Source organism: Thermopolyspora sp. NPDC052614, assembly GCF_040678635.1.
In the GTDB taxonomy this organism is placed as follows: Bacteria; Actinomycetota; Actinomycetes; order Streptosporangiales; family Streptosporangiaceae; genus Thermopolyspora.
In genome coordinates, this window is the sequence record NZ_JBFATZ010000003.1 from 1 (window position 1) to 15269 (window position 15269).

The 15269-nt window shown below is 68.2% G+C and carries 12 protein-coding genes and 2 tRNA genes; 6 read left to right on the forward strand and 8 right to left on the reverse strand.

The genetic code is table 11. The annotated features are described in order from the left end of the window. Positions 1–707: 707 nt before the first annotated feature. The 6 genes from AB0K60_RS06575 to AB0K60_RS06600 form a co-directional block, all read right to left on the reverse strand. Positions 708–3338, reverse strand: coding sequence for a valine--tRNA ligase (locus AB0K60_RS06575; protein WP_364049321.1), 2631 nt, complete (start codon positions 3336–3338; stop codon positions 708–710). 155 nt (positions 3339–3493) lie between these two features. Continuing rightward, a complete protein-coding gene (gene clpX / locus AB0K60_RS06580) occupies positions 3494–4777 on the reverse strand; it encodes an ATP-dependent Clp protease ATP-binding subunit ClpX (RefSeq protein ID WP_364049323.1) in 1284 nt (427 codons plus the stop codon). A gap of 183 nt (positions 4778–4960) precedes the next feature. Continuing rightward, complete coding sequence (locus AB0K60_RS06585; RefSeq protein WP_364049325.1) at positions 4961–5605, reverse strand: ATP-dependent Clp protease proteolytic subunit; 645 nt, start codon at positions 5603–5605, stop codon at positions 4961–4963. Between the two features lie 11 nt (positions 5606–5616). After that, entirely contained in the window at positions 5617–6261 is a 645-nt protein-coding gene (locus AB0K60_RS06590) for an ATP-dependent Clp protease proteolytic subunit (RefSeq protein ID WP_364049327.1), read from the reverse strand. Positions 6262–6584: 323 nt separating this feature from the next. Further along, on the reverse strand, positions 6585–7997 hold the full coding sequence (gene tig, locus AB0K60_RS06595) for a trigger factor (RefSeq protein ID WP_364049329.1): 1413 nt from the start codon (positions 7995–7997) through the stop codon (positions 6585–6587). Between the two features lie 189 nt (positions 7998–8186). Next, positions 8187–9053 carry a helix-turn-helix transcriptional regulator gene (locus tag AB0K60_RS06600; protein ID WP_364049331.1) on the reverse strand — a complete coding sequence of 289 codons (867 nt, stop codon included), beginning with the start codon at positions 9051–9053 and terminating at the stop codon, positions 8187–8189. A gap of 361 nt (positions 9054–9414) precedes the next feature. Between AB0K60_RS06600 and AB0K60_RS06605 the strand changes: the two genes are divergently transcribed. Next, a complete protein-coding gene (locus AB0K60_RS06605; RefSeq protein WP_364049333.1) occupies positions 9415–9885 on the forward strand; it encodes an ATP-binding protein in 471 nt (156 codons plus the stop codon). Between the two features lie 16 nt (positions 9886–9901). Here the strand turns inward: AB0K60_RS06605 and AB0K60_RS06610 are convergent. Beyond that, positions 9902–9978 (reverse strand) — tRNA-Pro (locus tag AB0K60_RS06610). Between the two features lie 87 nt (positions 9979–10065). Here AB0K60_RS06610 and AB0K60_RS06615 point away from each other — a divergent pair. Further along, positions 10066–10136, forward strand: a tRNA-Gly gene (locus tag AB0K60_RS06615). A gap of 269 nt (positions 10137–10405) precedes the next feature. Next, positions 10406–10693: a hypothetical protein gene (locus AB0K60_RS06620; RefSeq protein WP_364049335.1), complete on the forward strand. Its 288-nt coding sequence runs from the start codon at positions 10406–10408 to the stop codon at positions 10691–10693. A 43-nt stretch (positions 10694–10736) separates the two neighbouring features. Here AB0K60_RS06620 and AB0K60_RS06625 read toward each other — a convergent pair whose 3' ends face one another. Further along, positions 10737–10895, reverse strand: coding sequence for a hypothetical protein (locus AB0K60_RS06625; RefSeq protein WP_364049337.1), 159 nt, complete (start codon positions 10893–10895; stop codon positions 10737–10739). 376 nt (positions 10896–11271) lie between these two features. Between AB0K60_RS06625 and AB0K60_RS06630 the strand changes: the two genes are divergently transcribed. The 3 genes from AB0K60_RS06630 to AB0K60_RS06640 all read left to right on the forward strand — a co-directional run bounded on the left by AB0K60_RS06630 (position 11272) and on the right by AB0K60_RS06640 (position 15216). Further along, the gene (locus AB0K60_RS06630; RefSeq protein ID WP_364049339.1) at positions 11272–12630 is read left to right on the forward strand and encodes a TrpB-like pyridoxal phosphate-dependent enzyme; all 1359 of its coding nucleotides are present in this window, start codon (positions 11272–11274) and stop codon (positions 12628–12630) included. 132 nt (positions 12631–12762) lie between these two features. Beyond that, the gene (locus tag AB0K60_RS06635) at positions 12763–14529 is read left to right on the forward strand and encodes a SpoIIE family protein phosphatase (RefSeq protein ID WP_364049341.1); all 1767 of its coding nucleotides are present in this window, start codon (positions 12763–12765) and stop codon (positions 14527–14529) included. A 117-nt stretch (positions 14530–14646) separates the two neighbouring features. Further along, entirely contained in the window at positions 14647–15216 is a 570-nt protein-coding gene (locus AB0K60_RS06640) for a TIGR03086 family metal-binding protein (RefSeq protein WP_364049343.1), read from the forward strand. The last annotated feature ends 53 nt before the right edge of the window (positions 15217–15269 follow it).

Below are 15269 nucleotides of genomic sequence, written 5' to 3' on the forward strand. Positions count from 1 at the left end.
CGTTCGTCCTGAGCCAGGATCAAACTCTCCATAAAATGCCTAAACAACCGTCAGACATCCCACGAAGGAACATCCCAGCAGACACCCCCGCAAGACACAGGAGTGCCACAACCATCAACCCAGGCCAACCCCTGTGAACAAGGGTCGACCCGGCATGACGGGGTTAATTCATCATGCACTGGCTTTTAGCACACTGTTGAGTTCTCAAGAAACGGACGCGTACACCAGACCACCAGCACCAACCGGTCCTGGCACCTGGGGCGCACCTCAGCGGTTCGACTCTACCAGAACTGTCCAGTCCGAGGCAAACCATCCCAACCGGGACACCTGCCACAAACCAGCCAAGATCCGGAAGAACCAGACCCTTCCGCTCTCCCTGGAGAGCGGCTCCCATAAGTTACCTGCTGTTCGGATTCCTGGCGAATCGAGCGAACCCGACCCACGGCAAGACATCCGGCAAGCCGATCACCTGTAGGGAGAGCAGTCGGCGTACGAACCTCTTTCGAGGTGATGCTCGGCGCATCCAACGTTTCGCCGTCCTGCGAGCACTAACTTTAGCAGTCCGCCGAGCCCGCCACGCACCATTCCGGCAACCGAAGCATCATTCCCGTGTCTGGAAAGCTTCAAACACGCGACAGGGCCGGTTTTGCCGACCCTGTCATTGTTTGCGGATGGCCGGCGACCGTCCACGGCCGCCGGCCTCGTGCTCAGCCTGCGGGAAGCGCGGCCAGCTGCGCTTGCAGCCGGGCGATGTCGGCCTCGGCCTGCGCGGCGCGGGCGCGAACCTTCGCCACCACGTCCTCGGGCGCCTTCGCCATGAACTGCTCGTTGCTCAGTTTCGCCGCCGACTGCTGCGCCTCCTTGCGCGCCGCCCCCAGATCCTTCTCCAGGCGCTTGCGCTCGGCCGCCACGTCGATCGCCCCGGCGGTGTCGATCTCCACGCTCGCCGAGTTGACCGCCAGACGCGCCGTCGCGGCGAACGTCGGGGACGCCTCGTCCAGGCGCAGCAGCGTGCGGATCGGCTTCTCGTGCGCGGCGAGCCGCGTGTCCGCGAAGTCGAGCCGGGCCGCGACCCGCTGGCCGGGCTTGAGCCCCTGGTCCGAGCGGAAGCGGCGGACCTCGGTCACCAGGTGCTGCAGTGCGGCGATCTCGTCTTCGGCGTCCGGGTCGTCAGCCAGGCCGTCAGCGGTCGGCCACGGCGCGACGGTGATCGAGGGCCTGCCGGTGAGCGCCCGCCACAGCTCCTCGGTGACGAACGGCACCAAGGGGTGCAGCAGCCGCAGCAGGGCGTCGAAGACGTGCCCCAGCACCAGCCGCGTACGCTCGGCGGTCGCCCCGCCCTCCGCGATCTGGATCTTGGCGAGTTCCACGTACCAGTCGCAGACCTCGTCCCAGGCGAAGTGGTACAGGGCGTCGGAGATCTTGGCGAACTCGTACTCCTCGAAGGCCGCGTCCACCGCGCGGATCACCGACCCCAGCCGGGACAGGATCCAGCGGTCCGCCGCCGTGAGGTCCGCCTGCGGCGGCAGTTCGGCCGCGACGGTGGCGCCGTTCATCAGGGCGAACCGCGTGGCGTTCCAGATCTTGTTGCAGAAGTTGCGGGAGCCGGCCGCCCACTCCTCGCTGATGGCCACGTCCGCGCCCGGGTTCGCGCCGCGCAGCAGCGTGAACCTGGTCGCGTCGGCGCCGTAACGCTCGATCCAGTCCAGCGGGTCTACGACGTTGCCGAAGGACTTGGACATCTTCTTGCCGAACTGGTCGCGCACCATGCCGTGCAGCGCCACCGCGCGGAACGGCGGCTCGCCGTCCATCGCGTACAGCCCGAACATCATCATCCGGGCCACCCAGAAGAACAGGATGTCGTAGCCGGTGACGAGGACCGTCGTCGGATAGAAGCGCTCCAGATCGGCGGTCTTGTCCGGCCAGCCGAGCGTGGAGAACGGCCACAGGCCCGAGGAGAACCAGGTGTCGAGGACGTCCGGGTCCTGCTCGTAGCCCGGGGGCGGCTCCTCGTCCGGGCCGACGCAGACCACCTCGCCCTGCGGGCCGTACCAGACGGGGATGCGGTGGCCCCACCAGAGCTGGCGGGAGATGCACCAGTCGTGCATGTCGTCGACCCAGTCGAAGTAGCGCTTGGCCAGCTCCGGCGGGTGGATGCGGGTACGGCCGTCGCGGACGGCGTCGCCCGCGGCGCGGGCCAGCGGCCCGACGTTGACGAACCACTGCAGGGACAGGCGCGGCTCCACCACGGTCTTGCACCGGGAGCAGTGGCCGACCGCGTGCTTGTAGGGGCGCTCCTCCTTGACGATGCGGCCCTGCTCGCGCAGCGCGGCGACGACCGCCGGGCGGGCCTCGAAGCGGTCGAGTCCCTGGAACGGCCCGTGCGCGGTGATGACGCCGCGCTCGTCCATGATCGCGATGGAGGGGAGCGAGTGCCGCCTGCCGATCTCGAAGTCGTTGGGGTCGTGGGCCGGGGTGACCTTCACCGCGCCGGTGCCGAACTTCGGGTCCACGTGCTCGTCGGCGACGATCGGGATGATCCGGCCGGTCAGCGGCAGTTCCACGGTGCTGCCGACCAGGTGGCGGTAGCGCTCGTCGTCGGGGTGCACGGCCACCGCGGTGTCGCCGAGCATGGTCTCGGCGCGGGTGGTGGCGACCACGATGGCGGCGTCGCCGTCGCCGTACCGGATGGAGACGAGCTCGCCGTCGTCCTCGCTGTGCTCGACCTCGATGTCGGACAGGGCGGTGAGGCAGCGGGGGCACCAGTTGATGATGCGCTCGGCGCGGTAGATGAGACCGTCGTCGAAGAGCCGCTTGAAGATCGTCTGCACGGCCCTGGAGAGGCCCGGGTCCATGGTGAAGCGCTCACGGCTCCAGTCGACGCCGTCGCCGAGCTTCTTCATCTGGCCCAGGATGCGCCCGCCGGACTCCTCCTTCCACTGCCAGACCCGCTGCACGAACGCCTCGCGCCCGAGGTCGTGGCGGGACAGCCCGTCCTTGGCGAGCTCGCGCTCCACGACGTTCTGCGTGGCGATTCCGGCGTGGTCCATGCCCGGCAGCCACAGCGTCTCGAACCCGAGCATGCGGGCCCGCCTGGTCAGCGCGTCCTGAATCGAGTGGTCGAGGGCGTGCCCGACGTGCAGGGAGCCCGTGACGTTGGGGGGAGGCAGGACGATGCAGTACGGCTCCCGCCCGCTGTCCGGGTCGGCGCCGAAGTAGCCCTCGGCTACCCAGCGCTCGTAGCTCCGGGTCTCCACCTCTGCGGGCGCGTACTGGGTGGGCAGCTCAGGCGTAGACGGCTCAGGCTTGGTCACGGGACCCAATTCTAGGGATGTCATGGCCTGCGCCTGAACTCGATAACTCTCGGGACGGTCACGAAGGTGTCGCGGTCGGCCACCGACGCCCTTCACACGGCGATCCCCTCCTTTCGCGGGGGCGCGTAGGGAGGGGATCGAAGGATCGCGAACGCCGTCGCCGGTGGTTCGGCGGGCGGTCAGGCGCTCTTCTCGCGTGGGGTGCGCTGCTGTTTGACGTTGAGCTGGTCGCGGGGCACCAGGGTCGGGTTGACGTGCTCCAGCACGGCCTCCCGGGTGATGACGACGCGTGCGACGTCCTCACGGCTGGGCACCTCGTACATCACCGAGAGGAGGACCTCCTCCATGATGGCCCGCAGCCCTCGGGCGCCGGTGCCGCGCAGGATCGCCTGGTCGGCGATCGCCTCGAGCGCGTCGTCGGTGAACTCCAGCTCCACGTTGTCGAGCTCGAACAGCCGGCGATACTGCTTGACCAGCGCGTTGCGGGGCTCGGTGAGGATCTGGATCAGGGCGTCGCGGTCGAGGTTGTGCACGCTGGTGATCACCGGCAGGCGGCCGACGAACTCCGGGATCATGCCGAACTTCAGCAGGTCCTCGGGCATGACGTCGGCGAAGATGTCGGCGCCGTCCACCTCGGTCTTGGAGTGGATGATGGCGTTGAACCCGATGCCCTTCTTGCCGACCCGGGACTCGATGATCTTTTCCAGGCCCGCGAAGGCGCCACCGCAGATGAACAGCACGTTCGTGGTGTCGATCTGGATGAACTCCTGGTGCGGGTGCTTGCGGCCGCCCTGGGGCGGCACCGAGGCCGTGGTGCCCTCAAGGATCTTGAGCAGGGCCTGCTGGACGCCTTCGCCCGAGACGTCGCGGGTGATCGACGGGTTCTCGCTCTTGCGAGCGATCTTGTCCACCTCGTCGATGTAGATGATCCCCGTCTCGGCCTTCTTGACGTCGTAGTCGGCCGCCTGGATCAGCTTGAGCAAGATGTTCTCGACATCCTCGCCGACGTACCCCGCCTCGGTGAGCGCCGTGGCGTCCGCTATCGCGAAGGGGACGTTGAGCATCTTGGCCAGGGTCTGGGCCAGCAACGTCTTGCCCGAGCCCGTCGGGCCCAGGAGCAGGATGTTGGACTTGGCGAGTTCCACGCCGTCGTCCCGGGACCGCTCACCCGACTGCACCCGCTTGTAGTGGTTGTAGACCGCCACCGACAGGGCCTTCTTCGCCTTGTCCTGGCCGATGACGTAGGCGTCGAGGAACTCGAAGATCTCCCGCGGCTTCGGCAGGTTGTCCCACTTCAGCTCGGAGGACTCGGAGAGCTCCTCCTCGATGATCTCGTTGCAGAGATCGATGCACTCATCGCAGATGTAGACGCCGGGTCCGGCGATGAGCTTCTTGACCTGCTTCTGGCTCTTGCCACAGAACGAGCATTTCAGCAGGTCTCCCCCGTCGCCGATGCGTGCCACCCCAGATACTCCTTTGCGTGGAACCGCGTCGCGTCCGCGATCCGTACCTTGCGGACCCGGTCCGGAAAAGTCATCCCGCTCAAGTCTCGACGTTACCGTCTCCGAGGCCCTCAGTGAGCCCCCTATCGGCGAGTCGCACCAGAACGTGCCGATTTGGGCACCGTTCCGGTGCTCTCGACCATCTTAGGAAGCGATCGCGGCCGCGCGCTTCTTCCTGCTCGGAATAATGTCGTCGATCAGACCATATTCCTTGGCTTCCTCCGCGGTGAGGATCTTGTCGCGTTCGACGTCCATCCGCACCTGGGCCGCGGAGCGTCCGGAGTGCCGGGCGATGATCTCCTCCATCAGGGACCGCATGCGCAGGATCTCCCGCGCCTGGATCTCGATGTCGCTCCCCTGGCCGCCGCCCTCGGTCGAGGGCTGGTGGATCAGCATCCGGGCGTTCGGCAGCGCGAACCGCTTGCCGGGGGTGCCGCCGGCCAGCAGGATCGCCGCGGCCGAGGCGGCCTGGCCCAGGCAGACCGTCTGGATCTCCGGACGGACGAACTGCATGGTGTCGTAGATCGCCGTCATCGCGGTGAACGAGCCGCCCGGCGAGTTGATGTACATGCTGATGTCGCGGTCGGGGTCGAGCGACTCCAGCGTCAGCAGCTGCGCCATGACGTCGTTGGCCGACGCGTCGTCGATCTGCACGCCGAGGAAGATGATCCGGTCCTCGAACAGCTTGTTGTACGGGTTCATCTCCTTCACGCCGTACGTCGTGCGCTCGACGAACGAAGGGATGATGTAGCGGCCGTTGATGTCTCCCGGCCTGATCAGATCAGTCACGTTCTACCCCTTCAGGAGACGGCGCCCTGCGAGGGCACCTGCCGCGCGCTGCGCACGACGTGGTCGATGAAGCCGTAGTCCCGGGCCTCCTCCGCCGTGAACCAGCGGTCACGGTCGGAGTCGCGCTCGATCTGCTCGAGCGACTGGCCGGTGTGCTCGGCGATGCGCTCCGCCAGCGTCTTCTTCACGTACAGCATCTGCTCGGCCTGGATGGCGATGTCGGCCGCGGTGCCGCCGATGCCGCCGGAGGGCTGGTGCATCATGATCCGGGCGTGCGGCAGCGCGTAGCGTTTGCCACGCGCGCCGGCGCACAGCAGGAACTGCCCCATGGAGGCGGCCAGGCCCATGGCGACCGTGCACACGTCGTTCGGCACGTACTCCATCATGTCGTAAATGGCCATGCCGGACGTGACCGAACCACCGGGCGAGTTGATATAGAGCCAGATGTCCCGGTCCGGGTCGTCGGCGGCCAGGAGCAGCAGCTCGGCGCAGATGCGGTTGGCGATGGCGTCGTCGACCTGGGTGCCCAGGACGATGATGCGCTCGCGAAGCAGCCGCTGGTAAAGCTGGTCTTCCAGCCGGAACGCGCCGTTCTCACGGCCTCGGGACTCCGGCTCCATGCCGGAGGGCTGATAGAAGGTCGGCGGGCTGGTCACAGCGTCACCTTCCGATGCGTCGTAATCGATTGGCTTTGATTGGACCTTAACGCGCTTCGCCGACCGGTCATGCCCCGTCGGCCCCGCTGTTCGCTGACGGCGCAGGTGCCCTATCAACGCGTGAACCCCGCCATGTGGGAGACATGACGGGGTTCGGATGTTTCGGTCCAGGAGGCTCGTCCAGGAGGCTCGTCCAGGGCTTTACGCGAACCCGACGGACGGCCGTGACGCCCCCGCGCCCGGCGCGCGCCGTCAGGACGCCGGGCCGGTACGGGCACGTCGTCCACGACGCGCGAGGGCGCGCGGCGGCCGCTCCGGCGACGTCAGCTGCCGGACTCCTCCGCCTCGGCCCGCGCCGCGGCGTCGGCCTCGAGGTCGTCGCCGACGGCCTTGAGCTGCTCCTCGGAGTCGGCGCTGAGCTCGCTGTAGATGGCCTTGAGGTCGACCTCGTTGCCGTTCTCGTCCACCACCTTGGCCGCGTCGCCGATGACCGACTTGGCCTTCTCCCGGGCGATCTCCACCATGGCCAGGGGGAGCTGGTCGTTCTCGGCCAGGTGCTTGGCGAGCGTGTTGGGCGCGACGCCGATCTCCATGGCGCGGCGCACCACGAAGTTGGTGAGCTCCTGCTCGGCGACGCCGATCTCCTCCTTCTTGACGATCTTGTCAAGAAGGAAGCCGGTCTTGAGCGCCTTCTTCGAGTTCTCCTCGAACTCGCCGAAGCGCTCCTCCTCGGTGGTCTGGTAGAGCCGGAAGAACGCGTCGCGGCTCAGGCCGCTCTCGGCGACCTGGTGCTCGAGGTTGTGCTTGCGGGCGTCGATCTCAGCGTTGAGCGCGCTGTCGGGGAGCGGGATGTCGATCCGCTCGAGCACGGCCTCCAGCGCCTTCTCGCGGGCCTGCGTCACCTGCTCGATGAGCTTGCTGCGCCGCACCTGGGCGCGGATGCTCTCGCGCAGCTCCTCAAGGGTGTCGAACTCGCTGGCGAGCTGGGCGAACTCGTCGTCCGGCTCGGGGAGGACCTTCTCCTTGACGCTCTTGACCTTGATCGTCACCTCGGCCTCCTGGTCGGCGTGCTCGCCGCCGACCAGCGTGGTGGTGAAGGTCTTCTCCTCGCCGGCGGACATGCCGAGCAGGTTGTCGTCGAGGCCCTGGAGCACCGAGCCGGCGCCGACCTCATAGGAGACGTCGCTCGCGGCCTGCTCCTCCAGCTCCTCCCCGTCGATCGCGGCCGACAGGTCCATCACCACGAAGTCGCGGTTCTGCGCGGGCCTGTCCACGCCGGTGAGAGTGGCGAAACGTTCACGCAGGGCGTCGAGTTGGGCGTCGATGTCGGCGTCGGTGACCTCCGCGGACGGAACGGTCACCTCGATGCCCTCGTAGTCGGGGATGTCGAAGGCCGGCCGGATGTCCACCTCGGCGGTGAACTCGACCTCCTTGCCGTCATCGAGCTTGGTGACCTCGATCTGCGGCTGGCTCACCGGGAACACGTCGGTCTCGTCGACGGCCTGGCCGTACAGCTTGGGAAGAGCGTCGTTGAGGGTCTCCTCAAGCACCACCGCGCGGCCGAACCGCTGCTCGATGATCCGAGCGGGAACCTTGCCCGGGCGGAAGCCGGGCACGCGCACCTGCTGCGCGACCTTCTTGTACGCCGCCTTCAGGCTCGGCTCGAGCTCCTCGAACGGCACCTCGACGGTGAGCTTCACCCGGGTCGGGCTGAGCTCCTCGACAGCGGTCTTCACGGATGTCTCCTAGATCAAGCCTTGAATGATCGTGGGCGCGTCGGTGCCGTGCATCTCGATCGAATCCGCCACCCGGGCATGATCGACTGTGGCGGGTATCCAGCGCCGTTCGCAAGTCTAGGGCAGTCGGGCGGTACTGGCGTCATCGACGACGTCACTGACGCGTCACCAGAGCTTTTTAACGCAGGATCAAATCTCCCGCATGATCTTCTCGAGCAGCTCGACCGTCTCGTCCGGCGTGGTGCTGACGGCGCACAGCCGCTCCATCACCTCGCTGTACCGGTCGACCTCCTCCCTCTTGTCCAGGTAGAGGGCGCTGGCGAGTTGCTCGACGTACACCACGTCGGGAAGGTCGGGGTCGGCGAAGCGCAGGACGCTGAAGGCCCCGCCCTCGGCGCTGTGCCCGCCGAAGCTGAAGGGCATCACCTGAATCGTGATGTTCGGCTGGCGCATCAGGTCGATCAGGTGCTCCAACTGGGCGCGCATCACCTCGGCACCGCCGATGGGACGCCGCAGCGCCGCCTCGTCGATGACGGCCCAGAAGAACGGGCCGTCGGCGCGGTCGAGCACCTGCTGGCGCTGGACCCGCAGGTCGACCCGGCGGGCGATCTCCTCCGCGGTGATGCCGGCGGCGCCCGCGGTGATCACGGCCCGGGCGTACTCCTTGGTCTGCAGCAGGCCGGGGATGAACTGCACCTCGTAGGTGCGGATGCGGGAGGCGGCCTCCTCCAGCCCGACGTACGCCTGGAACCACTGGGGCAGCAGGTCGTTGAACCGATGCCACCAGCCGGGTTCGTTGGCCTTGTCCAGCAGATCCATCACCGCCGACCTGGCCTCCTCGTCCTCGACCCCATAAAGGGTGAGAAGGTCGGACACGTCGCGTTCCTTGAAGCTGACCCGGCCGAGTTCCATCCGGCTGATCTTGGACTCGGAACCGCGGATCCGGTGACCGGCCTCTTCCCGGGTCAGCCCCTTGTTCTCGCGCAGCCGGCGCAACTGGGAACCCAGCAGAATACGGAGCGCCGTGGGGCCGGATCCCGGCTGGATCTGTGTCACGGTGCCTCCTTATCCGCTCGGTCCAGCCAACCACTACTCGGTCCAGCCAACACAGTCTCACCACTTCTCGCGCTGCTGACAAGGTCTGACGCCGATGTCCGTTTTCATCTTTTTCTAGCGCAGGCCAGGAGCCCCGCGTTTCGGTCACTCCTTATCCAAGGCTTTCGCACACGCCACATCTGGCCCATGCGTTTGCACGTGTCAGCTGCACGTGCATTTGGGTCTTGCAGACGCACGAGCCGTGGCGGATGATGGTCCAGTGCGCAATTTGGGCTAATGGTGCACGGCCGACCATAAGAGGCGAGCAGCGCGGGCAATGCAGAGGACAGCGGGAGGTATCGCCAGGATGGTGGAAGAGCCGGTGGCCACAGCCCGATTCCTGGAGGTGACCCGCGATTTCGATCTCGACGTCCTGCTGGAGAGGCCGTTACACGCCGGCGCCACCACCTGCGCTCTACGCCCCCAGGCCGACTCGGTCAAGACGGCCAGGGACGTCACCCGAACCGCCCTCGCCCGATGGGGTCTCGACCGGCTCTGCGACGACGCCGCCCTCGTGGTCTCCGAACTGGTGACCAACGCGGTCCGCTACCTCAGCCACCCCGGCGCCTACGGCGAGCACCCCATCACGCTGATCCTCATGCGCAGGTTCGACCACGTGCTGCTCGCGGTATCCGACCCCAGCGACGGGGTTCCCACGCCCAAGGAACCCGACTTCGTCTCCGAGCACGGCCGCGGGCTGTACATCGTCGAGACCTACAGCGACCGCTGGGGCTGGAACGCGCTCTCCCGCGGCGGCAAGGCCGTGTGGGCCCTGTTCCACTGCGACCTATAGGACAAATCCGACACACTGGTCGGGGCGGCGGGATTTGAACCCACGACCCCCTGCTCCCAAAGCAGGTGCGCTACCAAACTGCGCCACGCCCCGTCTCACCGGACACACGCACTCCCAAACTCGGGTACGCTTACGCCCGGATGACCGGATGAAGTCTAGACCAGACGACGACCGGTCCGCGCGGACGTAGCTCAATGGTAGAGCCCCAGTCTTCCAAACTGGCTACGCGGGTTCGATTCCCGTCGTCCGCTCTCACGACGAAAGGCCAGGTCACCGGCGGCGGTGACCTGGCCTTTTCGGTTTCTCGACGGCCGGGGCCGGATCTCGACCGCCCGCGGACCGCGGCGTCGCCGCCGGCGCCGGACCGCTTCGCATCGTCCGCGCGGAGTCGAGACGCGGTCTGGCTTCGCTAGGAAACGATCTAGGGACCTTTAGGTGATTCGGTGAGTAATCGATCAAGTGCGGAGGGTAGGTTCACTGGCGGCATTTAAGCCAAGAAAGCCTAGAAAGGACGCCCACAGTGGAGCAGCAGCAGGCCCAGCAGATCGAACAGCAGTTGCGGCAGAACTGGCAGCACATCCGCTACCGGATTCTCGACCAGTTCGCCGAGGTCAGCTCGTCCGATCTGGACTTCGCCCGCAACGTCAACGACCTGGTGGAGCGGATCGCGGACCGGTCGCACCACAGCGAGCGGTACGTGGAGACCCGCCTGATGGAGATGGTCGGCGTCGGCGGGGCGCAGGGGGGACAGCAGGGGCAGCCGTTCGGCAGCCAGCAGAGCCGTCCCTTCGGCAGCGCCCAGCACTGACGCGGGCGCGGGTCGGCGGCCGGACGCCGGAGACCACCGACGATCAAATCGACAGCATTGACCGGTAGTCGAGGAGGTCGTCGATCAACTCGGTGACGGCCGCGTCGCGCGGCATCCGCCGGAGCTCGGCCAGCATCGCGTCCACCTCCTGCACGGTGGGACGATCGGTGACCGACTCGACGAGGGCCAATAGGGTGTTCACGTCTCCTCCTGGGAGTTTCATCCTAAAAGGATACTGTTTAGGCGCTTCGTCCAGATTGATGCCCGGTTGCAGGGATGTAACCTCCGGCGCTCGCATCCAGCCCGCCGGGAGACCTCAGCCCTCGCCGATCGCGCACGAGCCGGAGACCCTCCGCCAGGGGTCTCCGGCTTTTCTCTTCCGCTCGCCGGACCGCCCCCTCGCGGCCCCTCGCCCGCGGCTCGCCGGGCCGCCGCCGCGATCATGCGGGACCGCACCATGCCGCTCACGGAAAACAAACTCTTCGGGTGTGCTGGGCGAATACGGAGACTAGGTTGGTCTCGATCGACAGCGGGCCGTGGCCGTACGGCTTCGGCACGGGACCAACCGGAGAGAGCACGTGAGCGAGCCCACCAAGATAGTTCTCGACGAGTCGCGCATACCACGCAATTGGTACAACGTAATGGCCGACCTGCCGGCGCCGCCCCCGCCGCCGCTGCATCCCGGCACGCTCCAGCCGGTGGGCCCGGACGACCTGGCCCCGCTGTTCCCGATGGAGCTGATCGCCCAGGAGGTCAGCTCCGAGCGTTTCATCGCGATCCCCGAGGACGTCCTCGACGTCTACCGCCTGTGGCGGCCGACCCCGCTGATCCGCGCCCGCAGGCTGGAGCGGGCGCTGGGGACGCCGGCGCGCATCTACTACAAGTACGAGGGCGTCTCGCCCGCCGGGTCGCACAAGCCGAACACGGCCGTGCCGCAGGCGTACTACAACGCCCGGCAGGGCATCAAGCGGCTCACCACCGAGACCGGCGCGGGCCAGTGGGGCTCGGCGCTCTCCTTCGCCTGCGCGCAGTACGGCCTGGCCTGCGAGGTGTGGATGGTGCGCGCCTCGTACGACCAGAAGCCCTACCGCAGGTCGCTGATGCGGGTGTGGGGCGCGACCGTGCACGCCAGCCCGTCGCCGGTGACGACGGCGGGCAACAGGATCCTGGCCGAGGACCCCGGCTCCCCCGGCTCGCTCGGCATCGCGATCAGCGAGGCGGTCGAGGTCGCCGCGCAGCACGAGGACACCCGCTACGCCCTGGGCTCGGTGCTCAACCACGTGCTGCTGCACCAGACGGTCATCGGCGAGGAGGCGCTGGAGCAGCTCGCCTCGGTCGGCGAGACCCCGGACCTGATCGTGGGCTGCACCGGCGGCGGATCGAACTTCGGCGGCCTGGCCTTCCCGTTCCTGCGGGAGAAGCTGGCCGGCCGGATGAACCCGGTGATCCGGGCGGTGGAGCCCGCGGCCTGCCCGTCGTTCACCAAGGGCGTCTACGCCTACGACTTCGGCGACACGGCCGGGTTCACCCCGCTGCTGAAGATGCACACGCTCGGCCACGACTTCGTGCCGGACCCGATCCACGCCGGCGGGCTGCGTTACCACGGCATGTCGCCGCTGCTGTCGCACATGTACGAGCTGGGCATGTTCGAGGCGGTGTCCCGGACGCAGACCGAATGCTTCGAGGCCGGCGTGCGGTTCGCCCGCACCGAGGGCATCGTGCCCGCCCCCGAGCCCACGCACGCCCTCGCCGAGACGATCAGCGAGGCGCTGCGCTGCAAGGAGACCGGCGAGGAGAAGGTGATCGTGACGGCGCTGTGCGGGCACGGGCACTTCGACCTGGCCGCCTACGATCGGTTCCTCGGCGGCGAGATGGAGGACTTCGCGCTGCCGCAGGATCGCGTCGACGCGGCGCTGGCGCACCTGCCCCAGGTGTAGCCCGGCGCACGTGAGTCCCTGGAGGTGCGCGGGATCCGGGCCGACCCCCCTCGATCCGAGGCCGCGCATCTCCCCAGGGTGAATCTTGGACTTCTATCATGTGACGTACGGGATAAAGAGGAAGAAGACCACGTGCGCAGCAGCCAGCAGGGCGAGGCGATTGCCGCCATGTCCCCGACGGACCGGCAGTACGTCGTCAAGGCGGAGACGTCGAGCGGCTCGCGGTTGAGCACCCCCGCCCCGGTGCACGAGCAGCTCGCCTTCCTCAACGAGGCGAGCCGGCGCATCGGCACCACCCTCGACATGACCCAGACCGCCCGCGAGCTGGTGGACCTGTCCGTGCCCCGGTTCTGCGACGGGGCCGCGGTCAGCGTGCAGGACCGGCTGGTGAGCGAGGGCGAGCTGACCTACCACGCCACCGACGGGTCGATCGTGGTGCGGCGCCTGGCGGCGGGGGTGGCCCGGACGCGCACCGACGACTACCCGGTCGCCTGGCCGGTCGGCGAGGTGACGGTCTATCCCGCCTGGACGCCGTTCGCCCGCTGCATGGCGACCGCGCGGCCGATCATGTTCACCGAGGTCGACGAGGAGCTCGCCGCCGATCTCGCGCGGGCGCGCGGGCGGCCCATCATCGCCGAGTTGCTGACGGGGTCCTCGCTGCTGATCGTGCCCCTGCAGGCGAGGGGCAGGGTGCTCGGTTTCGCCTCGTTCCAGCGGTCCGCGGGCAACACCCCGTTCGACGAGGACGACGTCACGCTCGGCGAGGAGCTCGCCGCCCGCGCCGCGCTGTGCGTGGACAACGCCCGGCTGTACGGCCGCGAGCGGGGCACGGCGCTCGCCCTGCAGAGCAGCCTGCTCCCATCCGACCTGTATGACCCGCTCGGCCTGGAAATCTCCTCCCGCTACCTGCCGGCCAGCGACCTGACCGGGGTGGGGGGCGACTGGTACGACGTGATCCCGCTGCCGGGGCACCGGGTGGCGCTGGTCGTGGGCGACGTCATGGGCCACGGCATCCGCGCCGCCGCCACGATGGGACAGCTGCGTACGGCGGTGCGCACCCTGGCCACCCTCGATCTGGACCCCGCCGAGGTACTGTTCCGGCTCAACCGGATGAGCCAGGACCTGGACGCGACCCAGATCGCCACCTGCGTGTACGCCACCTACGACCCGGTGACCCGGCTGTGCTCGATCGCCCGCGCCGGACACGTGCCGCCGATCCTGCTGCGGCCGGACGGCACCACCACGCTGATCGATCTGCCGCCCGGCCTGCCGCTGGGCATCGGCAGCGACCCGTTCCAGACGCGGGAGCTCACCCTGCCGCACGACGCCGTGCTCGCCCTGTACACCGACGGCCTGGTGGAGAGCCGGGATCGCGACATCGACGTGGGCATCGAGGCGCTGCGCAAGCTGCTGTCGGTGCGGCTGCGGGACCTGGAGGACATCTGCGACGCGACGATCGCGGCGCAGCGGCCCGGAGACGAGCGCGACGACATCGCGTTGATGCTCGCGCGGGTGCGGGAGCTGACCTCCGACGAGATGGCGGGGTGGACCTTCCCCGCGCAGGCCAAGGTGGTACGGCAGGCGCGGCGCAACGTGCGCGCCACCCTGGAGCAGTGGGGTCTCACCGCCCTCGCCGACACCAGCGAGCTGATCGTCAGCGAGCTGGTGACCAACGCCGTGAACCACGCCCGAGGGCCGATCAAGGTCCGGCTGCTGCGGGGCCGGTCGCTGGTGTGCGAGGTGGGCGACGCCTCGTTCGCCGTGCCCGCGCTGCGCGATCCGGAGGAGGGCACCGACGGCGGGCGGGGGCTCCATCTGGTCAACTGGCTGGCCTATCGCTGGGGCAGCCGGCTCACTCCGGGCGGCAAGGTGGTCTGGGCCGAGCAGCGCATCCCCTGAACGCGGGTTACCTTCGACAGAGGGGGGCAGCCCGGGAGAGATGAGGAACCGGGCGGCGCTCCGAGGGGTTCGTGCGCGGAACCCGCACAGGACGATCGTGAATATATGGACCTGGAGATGAACGTCGACATTCGCGACGCGTATCGGCGAGCTCTCGATGACTTCGGGCAGAAGGTCCACCTTGTCCGTTCGGACCAGTGGGATCTGCCCACGCCCTGCGCGAACTGGGACGTCTACGCCCTGGTGAACCACGTGGTGGGCGAGTGCCGGTGGGCGCCTGCGTTGCTGGCGGGCCGTACGGTGGCCGAGGTGGGCGATGAGCTCGACGGCGACCTGTTGGGGGACGATCCGGTCAAGGCGTTCGACATCGCGGCCGCGGCGGCGGTGCTGGCGGCCTATGAGGAGGGCGCGACGCGGCGCGTCGTGCACCTGACGTTCGGTGACGTGTCCGGCGAGGAGTACCTGACCGAGTTGTTCGCCGACGCGCTCATCCACACCTGGGACGTGGCCCGGGCGGTCGGCCTGCCCGAGCGGCTGGATCCCGAACTCGTGGACGCCTGCGCGGCGTGGTTCGCCGAGGCGGAGGCGTCCTACCGGGAGGCGGGCGTGATCGCGGATCGACGCCCGCTGCCGCCGGACGCCGATCCGCAGGACCACCTGCTGGCCGCCTGGGGGCGCGGCCTTTAGCGGGCGTTGGGGCGCCTGCCGTGGTTCGCCCGCTTCTTCTTGCGGCCCCGGCT

Coding starts and splice junctions, on each gene's coding strand:
- AB0K60_RS06575 (WP_364049321.1), bottom strand. CDS start 3,338: ATGACATCCCTAGAATTGGGTCCCGTGACCAAGCCTGAGCCGTCTACG.
- AB0K60_RS06640 (WP_364049343.1), top strand. CDS start 14,647: ATGAACGTCGACATTCGCGACGCGTATCGGCGAGCTCTCGATGACTTC.